The 19,419-nt window shown below is 45.3% G+C and carries 13 protein-coding genes; 2 read left to right on the top strand and 11 right to left on the bottom strand.

Annotated features, from left to right (window positions below; all coding sequences use genetic code 11):
- Positions 1-16 precede the first annotated feature (16 nt).
- Positions 17-967, bottom strand: a complete 951-nt coding sequence (locus AC4PM4_RS01755) for an ABC transporter permease (protein WP_072732670.1) — start codon at positions 965-967, stop codon at positions 17-19.
- 91 nt (positions 968-1,058) lie between these two features.
- Positions 1,059-2,666, bottom strand: coding sequence for an ABC transporter substrate-binding protein (locus AC4PM4_RS01750; RefSeq protein ID WP_072732669.1), 1,608 nt, complete (start codon positions 2,664-2,666; stop codon positions 1,059-1,061).
- Positions 2,667-2,921: 255 nt separating this feature from the next.
- On the opposite strand from AC4PM4_RS01750, the gene AC4PM4_RS01745 reads away from it, so the two are divergent.
- The gene (locus AC4PM4_RS01745) at positions 2,922-4,424 is read left to right on the top strand and encodes a carboxypeptidase M32 (protein WP_491612569.1); all 1,503 of its coding nucleotides are present in this window, start codon (positions 2,922-2,924) and stop codon (positions 4,422-4,424) included.
- Positions 4,425-4,530: 106 nt separating this feature from the next.
- On the opposite strand, the gene AC4PM4_RS01740 is transcribed toward AC4PM4_RS01745, so the two are convergent.
- The 4 genes from AC4PM4_RS01740 to AC4PM4_RS01725 all read right to left on the bottom strand — a co-directional run bounded on the left by AC4PM4_RS01740 (position 4,531) and on the right by AC4PM4_RS01725 (position 10,956).
- Positions 4,531-5,748, bottom strand: coding sequence for an MFS transporter (locus AC4PM4_RS01740; protein WP_491612567.1), 1,218 nt, complete (start codon positions 5,746-5,748; stop codon positions 4,531-4,533).
- A gap of 227 nt (positions 5,749-5,975) precedes the next feature.
- Complete coding sequence (locus AC4PM4_RS01735; RefSeq protein WP_063563548.1) at positions 5,976-6,290, bottom strand: hypothetical protein; 315 nt, start codon at positions 6,288-6,290, stop codon at positions 5,976-5,978.
- A gap of 230 nt (positions 6,291-6,520) precedes the next feature.
- Positions 6,521-9,763, bottom strand: a complete 3,243-nt coding sequence (locus tag AC4PM4_RS01730) for a bifunctional cytochrome P450/NADPH--P450 reductase (protein WP_491612566.1) — start codon at positions 9,761-9,763, stop codon at positions 6,521-6,523.
- Between the two features lie 263 nt (positions 9,764-10,026).
- Positions 10,027-10,956, bottom strand: coding sequence for an NAD(P)/FAD-dependent oxidoreductase (locus AC4PM4_RS01725; RefSeq protein ID WP_491612565.1), 930 nt, complete (start codon positions 10,954-10,956; stop codon positions 10,027-10,029).
- Positions 10,957-11,354: 398 nt separating this feature from the next.
- Here AC4PM4_RS01725 and cyoE point away from each other — a divergent pair, with 398 nt between their 5' ends.
- Complete coding sequence (gene cyoE / locus AC4PM4_RS01720; RefSeq protein ID WP_371121420.1) at positions 11,355-12,278, top strand: heme o synthase; 924 nt, start codon at positions 11,355-11,357, stop codon at positions 12,276-12,278.
- A gap of 107 nt (positions 12,279-12,385) precedes the next feature.
- Here the strand turns inward: cyoE and AC4PM4_RS01715 are convergent, their stop codons facing one another.
- The 5 genes from AC4PM4_RS01715 to AC4PM4_RS01695 form a co-directional block, all read right to left on the bottom strand.
- Entirely contained in the window at positions 12,386-14,155 is a 1,770-nt protein-coding gene (locus tag AC4PM4_RS01715; protein ID WP_063563544.1) for an ABC transporter ATP-binding protein, read from the bottom strand.
- On the bottom strand, positions 14,152-15,897 hold the full coding sequence (locus tag AC4PM4_RS01710) for an ABC transporter ATP-binding protein (RefSeq protein ID WP_491612563.1): 1,746 nt from the start codon (positions 15,895-15,897) through the stop codon (positions 14,152-14,154). Before AC4PM4_RS01710 ends, AC4PM4_RS01715 begins: the two co-directional genes overlap by 4 nt.
- A 137-nt stretch (positions 15,898-16,034) precedes the next feature.
- Positions 16,035-16,766, bottom strand: coding sequence for a Stf0 family sulfotransferase (locus AC4PM4_RS01705; protein ID WP_072732663.1), 732 nt, complete (start codon positions 16,764-16,766; stop codon positions 16,035-16,037).
- A 447-nt stretch (positions 16,767-17,213) separates the two neighbouring features.
- Positions 17,214-18,038, bottom strand: a complete 825-nt coding sequence (locus AC4PM4_RS01700; protein WP_274566736.1) for a stalk domain-containing protein — start codon at positions 18,036-18,038, stop codon at positions 17,214-17,216.
- A 121-nt stretch (positions 18,039-18,159) separates the two neighbouring features.
- Positions 18,160-19,395, bottom strand: coding sequence for an MDR family MFS transporter (locus AC4PM4_RS01695; protein ID WP_072732661.1), 1,236 nt, complete (start codon positions 19,393-19,395; stop codon positions 18,160-18,162).
- Positions 19,396-19,419 lie beyond the last annotated feature (24 nt).

Raw genomic sequence — 19,419 nt, 5'->3', positions numbered from 1 at the left:
GTTGTCTCCACCCCCTTCATTTCTTGCTTAATCGAACTCGTGGATCGACCAAACCATACAACAAATCAACGATTAGATTTACAAACACATAAGCTACCGTGACTAGCAGCACAGAGCCCTGAATAACCGAGTAATCTCTTCGACTAATCGAATTGACGATGAGCTGCCCCACTCCCGGGATATTGAATAGCGTTTCTATAACCGCAGCACCAGTAACGAGCCCACCGAACGATTCACCAATAACTGTGAGAATAGGGATGAATGCAACGCGTAACGCATGTGTATATACGATCGTTTTTTCTCTGACACCCTTGGCTTTGGCGGTTTTGATAAAATTGCCGGACATCACATCCAGGACGGAGGATCTTGTCATTCGGGTAATGAGCGCTGCCTGAATGATGCCGAGCACGATGCCAGGGAGCAACAGGTATTTGATATGCTGCCATAGCCCCTCACTTAACGGTTGATACCCTGCAACGGGAAGCCAGCGCAGCTTCACGCTAAAGAACATGACCAGCAGTGAACCCAACAGAAAACTCGGAATGGAGATGCCCAGCATGGAGAAACCCATCACCGATTGGTCCACGATGGTCCCTCTTCGCTTGACCGCTGTAATGCCGAGGAACAAGGCAAGAAACACACCAATCACCTGGGCAATGATCGCAAGGGACAATGTAGGCGCCAGTCGTTCAAAAAAAGCCTCTGTCACAGGCTTGTCCAGAAAGATGGACTCCCCCAAATTGCCGGATAACAGCCCCAGCAACCAAATGCCGAATTGCTCATAGATTGGTCTGTCCAACCCCAGCTTGCTTCTTAGCTCATCGATATCGGCTTTGCTCGCCTCTTCACCCAGTAGAATCGCAGCGGGATCACCAGGTGTGACATGAATGATAGAGAACACAACGATTGCCACCACAAAAAGGACAGGTATCAAGGACAATAACCGACGAACAATATATCCACCCATATGAGGGCCACCTCACTTTCCAATGGCAAACGGAAAGGCGTATTCCTGTGGAAGCGATTCTACGCCTTTTCATCCGTTGCCTTCCTTATAACTACTTGTTATTGGTTGTATTCCAGAAGATCGGGCCCAAAATGTTCTGGAAACCACTGATATTTTTCGATAGCGCTGTAACCTGTTTGGTATGCCCGATCTGAGAGAATGGAACTTCGGTCCATACAAATTGCTGCAATTCGTCAATGAGCGGCCTTGCGGCCTCTACTGAATCGGACGTCCGGATTCCTTGAAGTAGCTCGCTCAGTTTCTCGCTTTTTAGCAGCCCTGCACCGCCTCCCCAAAACGCATACTGGTAGAACGTAGGCCGGAATGCATAACTCATCGGGTAGATATCCCACCCTGTGCCTGTCCCGAGTTTTTCTTGCAACGTAGGCCAATCATAGACATCCAGCTTAACCTTGACGCCAATCGACTCCAGCTCCTGCTGCAAAACAACGGCTACGTTATATTGATCCACATAATCTCTCGTCGTGAAAATTTTGATTTCTTCGCCGTTATAGCCTGCTTCTTGAAGCAATTGCTTTGCTTTATCCGCGTTAGCCTGGCTGTACGATTCCTTACCTGCTTCTGAATACCAATTCGGATATTCGGGTAGAACCAGAGAGGATGTCTTCACATAAAATTGTGGATCACGGAATGCCGATGTCAGTATGTCATCCACATTCTGAACGGCATTGACAGCCTGCCGAAGTTTGACGTTCTTGAACAAGCCGTCATTACTGTTATAGAAATATCCAATCATGCCTCCCGGACTGAGAAAGGTTTGCAAGTCGGGATTGTCCGCAATCTGCTGTTCATTATCCACAGAGATATTCAGCGCAATGTCGTATTCCCCGGAAGTAATCCCGGCAAGGCGGGTTGACTCGTCTGTTACGAAGCGGAAGTACAGGTCATCGACCAACGCTTCCTTTTTGCCGCCTGCTCCATCACTCGGCTCGGTCCGGGCGGAGTAATCGTCATATTTTTTCAAATGAATATATTGATCCTGCTTCCACTCCTCCAATTGAAACGGACCTGTACCGATGAATGATTTGATACCTTTATCATCTGCTTCATCAACCACTTCTTTCGGATAGATCGCCGCTGCGGGAATCGGATCAGCTAGAAGTTGCAGTGTTAGCAGAAAAGGTGTTTTCAATTGAAGTACGACAGTATACGGGTCCGTTTCTTTGGCCTCGGCACCCACAAAGTTCGCTTTACCATGACTCGACAGTTTGATCCAGCGATTCAGGGAAGCGACAACGTCCTCCGCTTGCAGTTCCTTGCCATTATGAAACTTCACACCTTGGCGCAGATGAAATGTATAGGATAACTTGTCGTCGCTGATCTCATAGGATTCAGCCAGCAGCGGAATAACCTGTGCATCTTTATCCAACGTTACCAGCTGCTCGTAGATCTCGCGTGAAATATCCTTAACCGCTGTATTGGAAGACACATGTGCATCCAGTGTGACCGGTTGTGTTGGATAGCCAATGTTCAGCGTGCCGCCTGTCTTTCCTTCAGCCGATGTCTGCTGCACCGGAGTTTCACCGGTTGTTGAAGAGGCCTGTGTATTCTGCTGGCCTTCTCCACCTGAAGCGCAACCTGCCAGAAGCAGGAATGCCAGAATCATCATTAAAGCAGGCTTGGTATGTTTTCTCATCATGTAACCCCTCTCGCTCTCATGCATAATGTTAAATCCAATTTCACTGTCCTGAATGATATACAAGTGTTCATGTCGGATTAGTGAAAATTGGTATTTTCAGGCTAAGGGAACAGATGACTTTTGTAAAATAAGCAATCGTAATGTGTTGATTCATTTTTTGTAATCTACGAAAAAGCGTGATTCTCTGTACTTCCAACTATTCCGATGGTAATATACAACTTAAATTTCATCCTTTATCTGGAAGGAGTCACGAACATGACAACGATACAACGCTTGGATGCTGCACTTGCGGCACATATCGAGAAGGTTGAACATTATAAACAGGTACAAACCCTGCTTGCCTGGGATGCTCGCACAGGGGCACCTCGAAAGGGCGCATCCTACGCCGCACGAGCCAAAGCAACATTGGCCGGAGAACTATTCAAGTTACAGACCGATGCTGAATTCGGTTTGCGATTAGAGGAAGCAGCACAACAAGAGGAACTTGATGAGCTATCCAAGCGAATTATTGCAGAGCATTGGAAAACGTATAAACGCTGGAGTGCCATTCCGATAGAGGAATATCAGGCATTTGTACAGCAGCAAGGTCTTGCAAACGCCGCTTGGCTGGAAGCCAGAGCTGCCAATGATTTTTCCATTTTCGCTCCGCATTTGAAACAGATCTTCAATGCAAGCTTGAAGTTTGCCGGATACTGGGGATACGAGCAGCATGCATATGACCCACTCGTGCAGCAGTTTGATCCTGACCTGGATACGGTAACGTTGGATCGCATTTTCAGTGAGCTGAAATCCGCTCTAATACCGCTGATCCGTCGTGTCACCTCTTCCGCTAAACAACCGGACACATCCATATTCAACCATCCTTTCCCACTTGAACAGCAGCGGCAGCTTGGGATCGAGCTGTTACAAGCCATTCGCTACGACTTTGATGCCGGGCAATTCGGTGCAACCGTGCACCCGTTCAGTTCTGCCATCAATCCTTACGATGCACGTCTCGCAGCCAAATTTGTTGAAAATGACGTTCGCGTTTCCTTGTGGAGTGCTTTACATGAAGGAGGCCACTCGCTCTATACACAGAATATTGACCCCAACCTGATACATACTGGACTTGGGATCTTCACTTCGTACGGCATTCATGAATCCCAATCGATCTTTTTCGAGAAATTCATTGGCAGACATAAAGGCTTCTGGGAAAACAACTATTTTATTTTGCAAAAAATCAAACCTGAAACGTTTGGCCATGTGAGTTTGGATGACTTTTATTTTGCTTTAAATGCAGTAAAACCAACGTTTAACCGTTTTGAGGCCGATGAACTTACCTACAACCTGCATCTCATTATTCGATATGAGTTGGAGCAAGCCATTATTGCTGGAGAAGTGGATTACGAAGGATTGCCTGAAGCATGGAATGATAAATATGAGGAATATCTGGGGATTCGTCCCCCGACTCATCTGGAAGGCATTTTACAGGATGGACACTGGAGCGCAGGATTTGGATTATTCCCTTCCTATACACTTGGGTTTGTCTATGCAGCACAAATACACAAAGTCATCCGCCGCGAACTTCCCGATTATGATCATTTGATTGAATCAGATCATATTGAGACAATTACCGGATGGCTAACAACTCATATTCATCAATATGGTAAATCAAGATCGGCGGACGAGCTAATCAAGTCCATCACCGGTAAAAGAATTGATACCGCTCCATTGATTCATTACTTAACGGATAAATACGAGCAGCTCTATGAACTGTAATGATTGTGTGATTCTGCACAACAAAAAAAGCGAGAGTAGTTCCTCGCTTTTTTTGTGTATCATTTTTTAAATGGAATGTTGTATGGATTGTTGCCCCCTACCAGCTCTACCCATTTAAAATCCTTTTCTTCAAAATACGATTCACTTGCTCCGAGCTGGCCAGCATCAGGATAAGGAAAACAAGTACAACCATCGGGAAAAATCCGATATTGGTTTTCGCAGCGAGAACGCCAAAAAGCGGAGGAAGCAAAGTGGTTCCTGTGTACGCCAGTGCCATTTGGTATCCCATCAATCGGGCAGAATTCGCTTTGCCGAATCGAGTTGGAGTTTCATGCAGAAGTCCGGGATAGATGGGTGCAAGCCCCAATCCAATTAGCATAAATCCAGCCAGTGCAAACGAAATGGATAATGGAAGCAGCAAGATGATTCCACCCACAATGGCGGTCACTTGACCCGCCAGAATTAACACTCGATTTTTTATTTTTAACGTGATAAAGCCTGTTATCAACCTGCCTATCGTAATACCACCGTAGTATAAGGAGATCCATCCCGCAGCCGTTTCTGCCGAGATGTTTCTTGCTCCTACCAGATAGCTGGCTCCCCATAAACCGACCGTCGTCTCCACGCCACAATAAAACAGAAATGCGATCAGTGAGTTTTTGACTCCCTTAATCTTCAATACATTCCGTTCGGGTCTGTTCTCACTCTGTACTAACGTGTTGTCCGCTTGCACAAGATCTGATTCGTTATTCAGACTCGCACTCTCCCGACTTGCAGCAACACGCTTCCACAACGGCAACGTGGCAAACAAAATCAGGACGAGACAGCACTGGACGACGGCTACAGCTGTATACCCGCTTCTCCAGGAATGATGTTCCGCAATGTAATACGACATAATGATAGGCCCTGTCGTCGCGCCCACACCCCAGAAACAGTGCAGCCAGTTCATATGGTGTGCCTTGTAGTGCTCTGCTACATAATTATTCAGCGCAGCATCAACGGCCCCAGCTCCAAGACCCAGAGGAATGGCAAGAATGACGAGCCATACCAATGAAGGTGCGAAGGAAAATCCAAGGAGTGCTCCGGCAGTCAGACAACAGCTAATTAACGTAACCTTGCCTGTTCCCCATTTTTGAATAACCGTGCCACTTGCCAAGCTTGAAACAATGGTTCCCGCTGCAACAACCATTGACAGAATTCCTGCTGACCCAAACGAAGCGCCAAGTTCAGGCCACATGACGGGCCAGGCTGAACCTAGTAGGGAGTCCGGAATCCCCAGACTGATAAACGCAAGGTAGATAATGATAAGAAACCAAGTTGCCATAAATAGATCCCTTCCCTGCATATAAATTAAAAGTAATTGAAACACAATAATGCTGATTAAACTTCTTTATTTATATACTTTATAAAGTTCATTTATTATATTGCGTCAAAAATTTTTCTTTGTCAATAGATCGTATCAGCCAAATTAAAACAGCCGCCGATCTGGATGAGAAACTCCAGATCAGCGGCTGTTTTTCGGATAGGTAGCATTATTCAATGATTAATTGATTAATAGGTGACATAGCCCTCATAGGTAACAGTCCACGTATAGCCTGTCTGACCATCGACTGATTTTAATGTAAGTATTCCCCTGTACGGATCAACATTATAACTTGCTGTCACCGGGATATCACCAAGCGTTGGGAATTGAGATTTGGGTAGAATGGTCTGCCAGGTTATATACTTTTGTGCGTAAGGAACTACTTGTGTACTTTCTGGTAAACTACTTGTTGAAGTTGAAGGTACACTAGCTGCAAAAGATGTAGAGCCTAGCGTGAAACATGCAACGACAGTTAAAAGACCGACCATAAGTTTCTTTTTCATCTTCATCTTCCTTTCGTTTTGGAGTACAGTTCTATCATATAAGACAGGCTTCTATTAAAATGTAATATTTGTCATATAGTGAAAATATTTGATGTAAAATGTGTGAACTATTATTTGATTTTTAAATATATAACTTAGTTGATGTGAACACATACTGAACTTTTCTCTTCTCACATCATCCTACAACATAAGAAAAAGGCGGCTTATCGCCGCCTCCATCTTAACGTGTCTCAAATTACAGGAGCTTTAGCCGATTCAACGGGTCTTTTACCTGCCCACACGTCCTGAACGTAACGGCCCTCCGCCTGGAGCTGATTGAGCCAATCTTTTGCCTCCTGAAGGGTTGCACCTTTCGCCTTCTGGTATGCTTGCCTCAAAGTCTCTTCGACGGCGGGAGCCATTTGGCTTCCGTCACCACATACGTAGATTCTCCCTTTTTCATCAAGCAAATGGAGCAACTGCCCCCACTCCTGATTCATCAGATGCTGCACATACGTTTTGGGCTTACCCTCCACACGTGAAAAAGCTGTGTGTAGCTTGACGATGCCTGCCTGTTCGTATTGTTCAAGTTCTTGACGATATATGAAATCCGAATCATTCCTGCAACCAAAGAACAAATGTGCTTCGCTCAGTGGCAATCCTCTCTCTTTTAGCACAGATCTGGCCTGGAGGAAACCTCTGAACGGTGCAACACCCGTCCCTGGACCCACCATAATAATTGGAACATCCGGCTCTTCTGACAGCTCAAATCCGGGTTCTGGCGTACGTACAAACATCGAAATACTCTCTCCCGTCTGGCAGTCTGCCAGATAGGATGAAGCCACACCACGGAATTCACCGTTGCCGCTCCAAGCAGGCTCTTTCACAACGGACACTGTGATGCTCGCCTGCTTGGCATTAAAGTGTGGAGAGCTGGATATAGAGTAATACCTGGGTTTGAGTGGAGACAGCAGTTCAAGAAATCTTTCGAACGGCAGTTCACAGGCCTCATACTTTTCCAGCAGTTCCAGCATGGTAGTTCTGTTTTCAAGTATATGTTCCCTGTAGTTGTTCTCTTCGAGCATCGCCTCCAGCTCACGCTTATGAGGTGGGCACACCGTATTGTTAGCTAACTCCCGCAGCTGCGTTCTTGTAACAGGTGCTTGCAGCTCAACGCAGGAACGGAGCAATTCATTCACTTTGACAGAACGGTTCAGAGGAAGATGTGTCAACTGTGTCTCGTTCGAAGTTAATTGGATCTGAACGTCCCCTTTTAATCCGAAACGATGCAAGATGCGATTCACGATTTCATCTGCATTTAGGGGCAATACGCCAAGATGATCGCCTTCTTTATAGGTCATGCCTTTAGGCAGCAGCATCTCAATATGACGTGTACTCCGCCCACTATCCATGGCCTGAAGCTCTTCATTTACCACTATAGTGGCATAGCTGGCATTGTAGGTTTGTGCAAGTGGCAGATCGGCTTTCTCGCGAACAAATTTCATTTGAATTGTACTTCGTGAGGAGTGCTCCATAGATTCCTCGCTAATCCCCAACGCTTTTAACATTTGGGGCCACAACATCCGCTGCCACTCTTCCACTTGTTTCTCCATATCCCTGCCTGCATCGGCTTCTCCCCGAGGTAACAGCCTGTTGCCTCCCAAGCTCGCAAGCTTCTCATCGACCAATCGAGGAATGCTCTGGTAGGTACTGGACCAGCTCCGATCCCCGCAGCCCAGAACTGCATAGGTCACACCTTGCACCTTCTCTGACTCGGCTTCCTTTAACCACTCGATAAATGCCGCTGCATTTTGCGGAGGTTTACCATTATACGAAGCTGTCACGATGAGAACGATCCCCTCTTTGGGCAGACGGCCAATCCATTCATTCAATGTTGCGGCTTCGCTTGGAATTCCATAGGAACGAGCTTTATCTGCAAAAGCTCTGGCAATGCCTTCTGCCGTCCCCAGGTTGGAGCCGTATAGAACCAGTATGGTTGGATTGGCATTTACGGAAGTCGTCATCGATTCCTTCATAGCACTATGACCAGCTACATTTGTATGCATACCCTGATCCTGATTCGGCTTTTCATCCGAGCGAGCAACAGATGTACTCAGTTTCGGTGAAACGGTCCGTGCTCTCACCTGTATTCGAAAATCGCCTGGTTTTAACGTTAACGTTTGTTTCACATCCAACTGATAGTTGCTATAGTCTACCAGTTCAAAATGTTTAAGTACCATACCGAGTACAAGGGTTGCTTCATATAAAGCAAACTGCATGCCGATACACGCTCTCTCCCCATTGCCAAACGGTTTATACGCATGGTGAGGCACTTGAGTCGTATCTTCAAAACGTTCCGGGCGGAATAGCTCTGCATCCTCTCCCCAGGCGCCTTTGTCACGGTGAAGCTGAGGCAGAAGAATACTGCAACTCTCCCCTTTTTTCAGTGGATATTTGCCACCTATGACGGTGTCTTCTTTGGCATAGACGTCAAATCCCGGGGCGGTTGGCCATAGACGTAGCGATTCGCTAAGAATCATGCGGATATAAGGAAGCTGAAGGATTTCTTCGTACTGTGGTGAGTCACTCACCAATACCCGGTCTACCTCATCATAGGCCTTTTGAAGTGCTTCTGGATTGTTCAGCAAAAAATAAAGGGCAAATGATAACAAACCACTCGTCGTTTCATGTCCGGCAATGAGGAACGTAATAATCTGATACCGAATGTTCTCATCGTCCAGCGTTTCTCCGGTTGCCGGATCTTTGCCATTCAGCATACGAGCGAGCAAGTCAACCTCTTCAGGAGCAGCACTTGCTTTACGTTCCTCAATAATCTGATCAACTAATGAGAACATCGTTTGGATGTCTTCCTCGAACTGTCGTTTGGTTTTCACCATCAGCAGATTTTGGATTTTCAAACGCGAGCTTTTCTGCATAGCTTCATTTAATGCACGGACCATACTTTCGATAAAAGGACTGTGGTCCTGTCTGTAAAAGCTGTTAAATCGATAATTGAAACCGCATAGTCCAATAGTATCCAACGTAAGTCGTGTCATGTCGTCTGCTACATCAATGGTGTCGTTGGAATTCAAACGTGCCCATTTGTTTATCAATTGTTCGGCTATGTCGACCATCATCGGATGATAACCCTTCATCGCCTGTTTACTAAAGGTGGGAAGCAAAATATTATGTGCCTTTTTCCAGTTCGGCTCGGATGTTCTGCTTGTAAATAAACCATCACCTCCAAAGGCACGTACATTTTCGAGTTCATTGTATACAAATTTATCAAAACGAGACACGTCACATAACTCAGCCACCAAATCTGGGCCAGATACAATCAATCCGGAATAACCAGGAACGGTCAGTCGATATATCGGTCCATATTCCTCAGCAAGCTGTCCAAGGGACAATGTTGGTTTCTCTTTATCAATCAAGGGCAGATTCCCGAGCGGTCCGTACATTTTGGGCTGTGGAACGTTAGTTGCAATGCTCATTTTAAACACCCTCTCCCAGAGTTTAAAATGATAGTAATATCTATCATTTGATAAAACTATAAACCGTTAACGGATGAAAATCAAATATTGGGCTTATGCCAATAACGGACGGAACTAGTCCAACTTAGTGACAGAGAAGACCTAGTAAAAGATCTACTAAACACAAAAAAGGAATCGCGTTTGCAATCCCCTTTTTGATCTGATCTATTTTGTTGACTTATCGTTTGTGCAAAGTACTGGACAAGAAACCGTACATCGTTATTCTACGGGTTTAAATGTTTACCGCGCTCATCCCAAGCTTCCATATTAAGCTCACTGTTAATCGTTACAGCGGTTAATGCACCAAGGGATGCCGCAGTAATGGCCTGGTACAACTCCGATGCTGCATCTCCAGCGCTGAACACACCCGTTACGGTCGTTTTGCCGAAATCATCTACAACGACCGTACCCGCATCCGTAACCTCACAGCCTATCGTCTGCGGAAGTTGTGATCCAGCCGTTAATTTCGGTCCAAAGAAAATCCCTGTGCACGAGATTTCGGTACCATCCTCTAACACCACTTGCTGCACCATGCCATCGCTTGATTCAATGGATTGAATTGGAGAGTCCCATACCGGAACTCCATGCTGCTTCAATTCCTCCCGCTGCTCATCCGTTAATTCATCCGGTCCATTCGTACAAATGGTAAACTGGCTTGTCCAGCCGGAAATGGTCTTGGCCATATGAACTGCCTTCGCTCCATTCACAATGATGACAAGCCGTTGATCTCTTAATTCCCAACCATCGCAGTAAGGGCAGACAAAAGCACTCATGCCATATACCTCTTTCAACCCGTTAATATCCAGTGGAAGATCTTTTTTCCCGACTGCAAACAAAATTTTCTTCGTGCGATAGACGACTCCTTGGGCCGTTGTAACTTGAAAATCACCATCTGTTCCTGTCACTGAAGTCGCTGTGTCCCCTACAAAATGAACAGACGGGTAAGCGCTAATCTGTTCTTTCGCAACCTTCCGAAATTCACGTGGACTTGCTCCATCTCTCGTCAGAAAACCGTGCGTTTCACGCGTAACCCAATTGCGCGGGCGTTCATCATCTATGACCACAACATGTTTGCGAGCTCGTCCTAGTACAAGTGCAGCATTAAGACCCGCTGGTCCTCCGCCTATAATTAATACATCCATCTTTTGATCCATATTTAACACCCTTTCCAGATATTCAATATCCTTTATTGTTACAAAAAAAAGCCTATACTGATTATACCTTGCCGCTTGCAGCTATTCTCTAATAGCAAAAAACGTAAGAGGAGATCACTCGATACCTTTAAAGATCTCTTATGTCTACAATAAACAAATAAAACTCAACATGCAAGAAAAATATTCTTTTCTTGTTATCGCTGCTATTTGGTTTCAATGACCTGTATCACAGAAAATCATTTTTAACAATTAAAAAAAACCGTGTTTTTAAATTGTTCACAATCAAATGACATTATTTTAAAACCTAAATCGTTAATTAATTCACATAGTGTATTGGATGCTATAATAAGACCACGAGATATATAAGAATAGATATAGGAAGTGAGTTCTTGAAAACATTGAATAAAGGGTCACGGCCCGAAATCAGTCTGGAGTATACTAGCTCGATTCCGAAAGTATTCTTTGATACGATCAAGATCGGAATTATCAAATCCAATCTGATCGCCATGTTTGCCGGTTTAAGTTTGGCTTTGTATGTATTTGATGCATCCATTTTAGCTAATATTGTACCCATTATCCTCTCTGTCATCGGGTCTTCCCTGATTATCGGAGCGGCCGGGGTGTTTAACAATTTGTATGATCGGGATATCGATGCGATCATGGAACGCACCAAAACACGTCCGACGGTAACTGGTCGTGTAGATACCAAAACAGGTTTGATCCTCGGTATTGCCATTACGATTATCGGGGGCATCATGTTGTATATCGCTTCCCCTTCGGCTGCCGTATTCGGCATATTGGGACTGTTGTTGTACGTGTTCCCTTATACGATGTGGACCAAGCGGACAACGGTATACAATACGGAAGTAGGAAGTCTTTCAGGCGCTGTTCCTCCACTCATTGGTTGGGCAGCCATTTCGCCAGAACTGGGTCATTATGAAATTTGGGCTTTGGTTGTTACCATGCTGTTGTGGCAGATGCCTCACTTCTATGGCATTGCCATCCGGAGATTTGACGAATACAAAGCGGCTGGCGTTCCCATGCTTCCTGTTGTAAAAGGAATCAGACGGACATACATCCAGACGAATGTTTATCTGGTATTGTTGTTATTCTCCAGCTTCTTGTTCTGGCCGCTGAGCCCGTTCATTGCCATTGTTGCGTTTCTGGTAAGTTTGGCATGGCTTATTCTTAGTGTGGCAACTTTCGATAAGAAAGAAACCAAGAAATGGTCACATAAAATGTTTATTTTCTCCATTAACCACATCACGATTATCTTCCTGGTTATCATTGCGTATTCATTGATTGCACAGCTGATCAAATAAAGATTGACCCAATGAGGAATAATAAAGCCGTACAGATCTTAACTCTTTCAAAAAGAGTTGTCTGTACGGCTTTTTTCATTTTTATATATCGTATATCTTATCTTATCTTATCCCACTTTAACCGGTGTTTGCTCACCTTGCCATAGTAATTGCATCTCTTCATTTGTAGCAAGCAAATCTGATAAGCTGCCCTCGGCCTCAATTCGTCCATCCTTCATGACGATGATATGATCTGCCTTCGCAAGTGCTGCTCTGCGGTGAGACACCGCAATACATGTAACATCCGGCTCCTGGAACAAACCTTCCCAGACCTGTTGCTCGGTTTCCACATCCAGTGCACTGGACAGATCATCGAAGATGAACAAGTCCGCTTCCGTCATCAGCATGCGCCCAGTTGCTGCGCGCTGGATCTGACCACCAGACAACATGACACCTCTTGGACCTACGGATGTTTCGAGTCCTTGATCCAGGTTTTGAATATCCTTATCCATTACAGCCAATCGTATGGCTTTTGCAAGTGCGACTTCCGTACGGCCCTGTTTGCCCTGAACAATATTCTCTTTCAGCGTATCACTGAACAGTCGAGGTACTTGCGGCGTATATGCTGCTCTGGGCGGCATCAGGAAGGTAGCGGGATCTACATCTTTACCATTCCAGCGAATCGTGCCCTCTTGTTTGGGCAGCAGTCCCAGAAGTGTGCGGACCAGAGTCGATTTGCCAGAACCGATCCGTCCAGTGATGACCAGAAATTGTCCCCGCTTCACACGGAAGCTGATATCCTGTATTCCATTTGCAGAATGTGGATATTGGTACGCCAGATTGCTGATCTCCAGCTCTCTTAGCTTCTCTTTGGGATCTCTCTGTTCATTAGGAAGCTCAGGCGGATCTTCATTCAGATAAGTCTCTCTGAAATCCATGATCCGGTCTTCCTCACCAGGACGAAACAGGGTTCTCATCCGGTCAAATGATACTTTGAGCCGTTTATGCTGAAATACCATATAGCCAAACAATGAGATACTAAAGCCAATATTCGCTAGATAACTGGTGAACAAGGCAAAATTACCTACGGTGAAATTGCCAGATTTCATCTCAGCTGCACACATCAGGAGAATGAGACCTGTACAGATACTGAGCACATGCTGATTAAGTGATCTCATCCACTGCTTGAACAGATTATCCCGGAGTGCGGCTTGACGACGTTCTTCATTGAGTTTGTTAAAACGAGTAGAGACATGCTCTTCTGCCTGCCCAAGTTTCAGTGCCTGCACCGCTCCAAAGGTTTCGGCAATGAAACTGGTAATTCTCCCTGTCGACTCACGATTGACCTGAGCATATCGACGAGCCCGATTACCTGACAAGTTATTCAGCAACGTCACGACTACTAGGGGCAATACTGCAACTAGAGTGATTTTCCAGTTAATGTTCGCCATGATGACGATGGATACGATAGCGAACACAAGCCTTCCCCAAAAATCCACCCAGGATTCTACGTACTCAACCACTTCATCTACATCATCCCGAAAGCGACTCATCGCCTCCCCCGGTGAAGCTGGCAGATTACGTCCTGGCCAGCGCATAATCCCAGCGAGCATGTTGGTACGCAGAATGGCCTGAATATGGTAGATATACGTGATCCATGCATAGAATGCGGCAAAAAACGTGCCTACTCTTACCGCTCTGATCAAAGCAATGAAGATCAGCGGAGCAGCCAGCCACATATAATCACTGGAACCCGCCGTTGCCCGGTCAAAGAACCATTGCATGCCGATCCCTATTGCCAGCGGCAAAGAATGAAAGATGCACCATGACAATCCGTTAATCAAAAATAGAAAAGGCCTGAATCGAAACAAACGGCCTATAAATCCTGTTACATTCACGCCAATTCCTCCTCTCGCCCTGTAATCAGCAATCTGGCATAATGTGAAGCCGGATCGCTGGCGAGTGCTTTTCTGGCTCCGAATTCCAGTACCTTGCCATCACCCAGTACCATAATCTGATCGACCTTCTCTAAAGTAGCCAGGCGATGCGCAATAATAATTCCCGTACATTGCTTCATCAACTGATCGATGGCAGACTGAAGCATGCTCTCTGTAGCGGCATCCAGCCGTGAGGAAGGCTCATCAAGAATAACCAGGCTAGGTTCAGTCAGAAATACTCGCGTCAAAGCAAACAATTGAGCTTCCCCAGCGGACAATGAAGAACCACCTGCCTTCAGATGTGTATCCAACCCTGCCGGTTGTGATTCAATCCAATGACTTAATCCAAGTCGATCCGTTGTCTCCTTAATGATCTGATCCGAGACATCCTGGTTGAACAGCGTTAAATTATCTCGCAACGTACCGTCGAACAGCTGTACATCCTGCGTAACCATACCAATCCTGCGGTAGAGTGCAGGTAAGGTAAGCTCTGTAATATCTTTGCCACCCACACGAATTGTTCCGCTATCCAGATTGTACAAGCGTAGAAGTACCCGACTGAGACTTGATTTTCCGCTACCAGTACGACCGATGATGCCCAGCCGTTCGCCAGGTTTAATGGCAAAGTTAATATTCTGCAATACAGGTTTATCCTCGTTATAACTGAAGTTCACCTGCTTGAATTCCAGACCAAGCGGCCCTTCTGGCAGCTGATCCTCTCTTCCGTTTTCGATCTCACTGCGCAAAGACAACAATTCTCTCGAACGAAGCATACCTGATTTCGCCTTCTGAAACTCTTGAACCTGATCACCCAACATCTCAATCGGATCATTAAGCATCTGTGTGTATTGATATATCAGAAACAGCGTTCCGATGCTGATGATGCCTTGCATGTAGTAATGAACACCGAGCAGAAGTACTGCCGTGACTGCAAGGGCGAACAGAATGACCGTCGTATTCCACGGAATAACCCGAAGTAGCCAGGCTTTTCTTCCTTTTTGAAATACAACACGCATCGTCCGATAAAAACGATTCATCACATACGGGACATGCCCGTTCGCTTGAACATCTTCAATTCCCGCAATACGCTCTTCAATTAATCCGAACAAGGATGCACTCGCTTCCCGCTCATTTTTGGAAGAGTTTACTCCCAAATTCCGAATGAACACCATAAACAGAATCGATAACAATGTAAACACCGTCATGACGATCGCAATCGGTACGTTTACGCTGAACATAAATCCGAGGATTCCGGCAAGCAAGACAAAGCTTCCAACCACTTGCACAATGAACATCGCGAAGAAGTTGGAGATACTCGTCACATCACCATCCACCCGTTCAATCATCTCTCCCGGTGTCTTCACATTATGAAACCGCATATCCAGACGCAGACAATGCTTCAGGAGATCTCCCCGTAATCGGTTCGTTGCCCGCCAGGCCACATCGTTACCCAGATAACTTACGGCTACTGTAATCAGTTGATTTACAACGGCAACAACCAGAAACAATCCGGCAAGCTGGAACAGGTTAGAAAGGACTCCCCCACTTGCGGCCGTATCAATGAATCGTTTGATAATTTGTGGATTCAGGAGCTGCAGTCCCGTTGACGTTAGCAACATCACCATAAGCAAGGCCAATCGGCCTTTAACGGGTTTTAGATATTGCAGCAGCCAGGACATGGAGCGTTTCTCTGTTTTGGGCATAGCCCCTCACCCCTTCGTATAACATTTCTATTTCATTTTTGTGATTCAAAGCATTTTGGTTCCTCACTAAGATGAATCATACATAATAACAATAAATGCAACATTTCCAACCCGTGGATGAATCTTACCAAGTGTGTTTACCATTTAACATTCTCCCAATCCCTCTGGCATTCTTCCCGAAATCTTTGCACCCATTGTTCAGAAATCTCGTCTGCGATCGGGTCAAAGGACGGGGGCGATACGGCAACACCGGCAGATTCAACATCCAAAAACTCTAGCACTTTCAGGACGGTCCCTTCGTAATCTGCTATAAAATCCTCATAAACAATCGTCAGCGGCACAATGTCTGACTCGGACAAGAAATCTTCAATTGCTGCTTCGCACATGTTACTCTCCACAAGCAGATGTTTAATCGCATCAAAGTTATATTGATCTGCAATATCTTGTAACTGAGGACTGTCCCCATGCTTGCGGTGCCATTCACCCGAGACGATGGCTCTCCACCAAGACACAGCCAATCTGACTTTGTTGCGACGCGTCATGTAAATATGCTTGCTGCAATTAGGGAAACCCGTACTCCATACCTCCGCCCGCGATAACGCTGTTGGCAGACTATAGAGACTGCGGAATGCGTCAATCCATCGTTGTTCAAAATTAATTTTGATTCCGAATACTCCGTTCGACGTTGTTCCCTGATCCCAGATCTGCTCCAGATCTTCACGCTTTAATGTGTCTGGGCTCTTATGCTGATAATGCAGCCACTCCCTCGGATATCCTGCCACCCCCGTAGAACTTAATGCTTCACCCAGCAGAGTACTGCCGGTTCGTTGGGAAAACCAAATGGTATAACTTTGAGTAGGTTGTTTCATATCGCTGCCTCTCTTTCTCCCCTTAGGGGTAGTTTCATACCAAAAAGCACTGCAAAATCTCCCTTCCATGTGCAACAAATTGGGTGGAATGCATGCAAAAAAGCCATAGATGAACTAATGTTCATCTACAGCTTGTAACAATAAGAGAATCATATGAAATAAGAAGCGTTTCCGGATTTCTCCTCTGCACGCAATAATGATGAGCGTCCACGACAGGGGTGCACAAACATGACTGTCCAAACGCCAACACAAAAAAACATTGGTTAAGTCACTTGCTCATGCGTATTCAGTTATCGATTTAGAATTCGCCCTGTCTGGAACATGTTCATCTTAACCACCCGTCACACATATTTGTTGTTTATTGTATTCGCTCCACCGTAATCCGTCAAGATAATATTAACTCAGTTGTTATTTTCTTCATATCACTGAACATCATATGCTGTGATTTCAACGATCATAACCCAAATAGGGAATTTCTCTGAGATTAAACATTAACTGATTCACTTTCCATACACCATGACTGTATACTAGTTCAATATTTCGATCATTTACATAATGAGAATCACCCGTTAATGTATTTCCGATTACGAACGATTGGGATAACGTCGCTGTTGTACTGCTTGTATAATAAACGGAAGTCTCTGGAGCATCATATACCATCCAATCACTTACTAGATCCTGCCTTTTGAGAATAAATTGGATTAAATCTTCAGTGAAATAAGGCTTGAAATACGTACTGACCTGCTTTATCTGAGACAAGCCTGAAATTTCATTCAATTTCTCTGACAAAACATTTATTCGTCCCTTTGTTATTTTCACAGAATCAGGTATTTGGATGGTCTCCTCTTGCATACTTACAATCATGTTTTGTTTATTCAAATGGATGGTTGCCTGTTTAGTTTGTGGATTCCACTCTAGCTTGGCTCCTAACGTTTGGCTAACAAATCGCAGCGGAACATATGCTGTATTTCCAATTATTTCAACAGGAGAATCCATTCTAATGATCTGTTCATTCACTTTCGCATTTTTAAAGTTAACCACAAGCCAAATTTCTTTTTCATCCGTTTGAATTCGAATGCTCTTCCCTTCCTTATACCACGTTACTTCTGCTCCCAAGTTGCTGGACACAACCCTCAAAGGAATTAACACCCGGTTATTGGACAATACGCCAGTCCCAATCTCTAGCGTCGCTTCCTCAGCTGAACTCGGCGTTGAAAACGCAGCAAACATAACACACGCCAGTAATGCTAAAGTAAACTTTTTTAATATCATTTGGAACCCCCATGAGGAAATGTTTAACTAATTAACGCTGATTTCTCAATGAAAGTTACCTTTCTCCAAAAAAAGTTAAAACAGCTAAAGCTTATACGCCATGCAACTGTCATCGCTCAAGCTAGGCGCTCACTTGTATGGGTGGTGTTTCCCTCTCCCTGACGACAAGGCGTTTATGCGCTACGATAAGAAAAGGCAGTCCAAGTGCAGTGGTCAGTGCCAGCGGTACAAAAACGAACAGGCCATTCCCCGTCCCATATTGAGTTAATAGGAGCCCTCCAAGAATCGGTGCCATGACGCTTCCCAAGTTGTTGAATCCAATTGTGCCAAAGTAGGTCCCTTTCCATTCAGGTTTGGCAATACGGTCAATCAGCACATCCATCATGGTGAACATGAGCACTTCCCCAATGGTGAACAGAATGACACTAATCATCAGCAGCATAACGCCTTCAGCTATGCCAAACAGGAACAAGCTTGTTGCGACCAGCACGTTTCCAAGAATGAGGGGCACAACCGGCGGGAATTTGCTGGCTACCCGCACAATCGGGAATTGGATTACAAGCACAGTCAACGCATTGAGTGAAAGCATATAGGAAAACACTTGACTTCCATGTTCAAAAAGAGGATTCTGGGCCACATACTGAGCCAGGGTCGAGCTAAAATGCCCATACCCGAGCACGCAAAACGTAGTCCCGATAAGTACTGGCAAAAATACACGGTCGCGTCCCGTAGTAGCGAGTGCATCTCGTAAACGAGGTGCACTGACCTGAACATGTTCCGGCAGATTTGCGCGTTGCAATCGAAATTGCAGGAACAAAACGAGGCCGTAAACGATGTATACCAACCCGGAGATCATGAACGGAAACGTAGACTCCGCTGATCCAAGCTGAAGACCGATAATCGGTCCAAACACAACCCCCAGATTAATGGCTGCATATCTGAGGTTGAAGACAAGCAGTTTATTTTGCGGTGGAGTAATATCCGATAGAAGTGCACGTGACGTGGGCTCAAACACGGCGCGGCATAATCCGTTTAACGTATTGGCTACAAAAAATACCCACAGATGCTCAGCTGCTGAAAAGATGAAGAAAACACAGGCCCAGCCAAATACGGAGACCATCATGACCACTTTGCGGCCGATTCGATCCGAAATATAACCTCCATAAAAGCTGACCATGACCCCCGCCAGAGAACTGACCGCGACGGTAATTCCAGTCTGTGTGGGTGTAGCTCCCAGTACCTGAGTCAGATAAATGGATAAAAACGGGATGCTCATGGACGTAACAAGACGTCCAAACATCGTTCCAACAATAATTGTCCAAGCTAAAGGGTGAATTTGACGTAAATGTTGCTTCATGCGTATGGTTCTCCTGTTCTAGAT

The sequence above is a fragment of the Paenibacillus sp. MDV22-iso6 genome (assembly GCF_058408365.1).
Note: the sequence above shows the minus strand (reverse complement) of the source record. Positions and strands in the feature narration are given on the sequence as shown.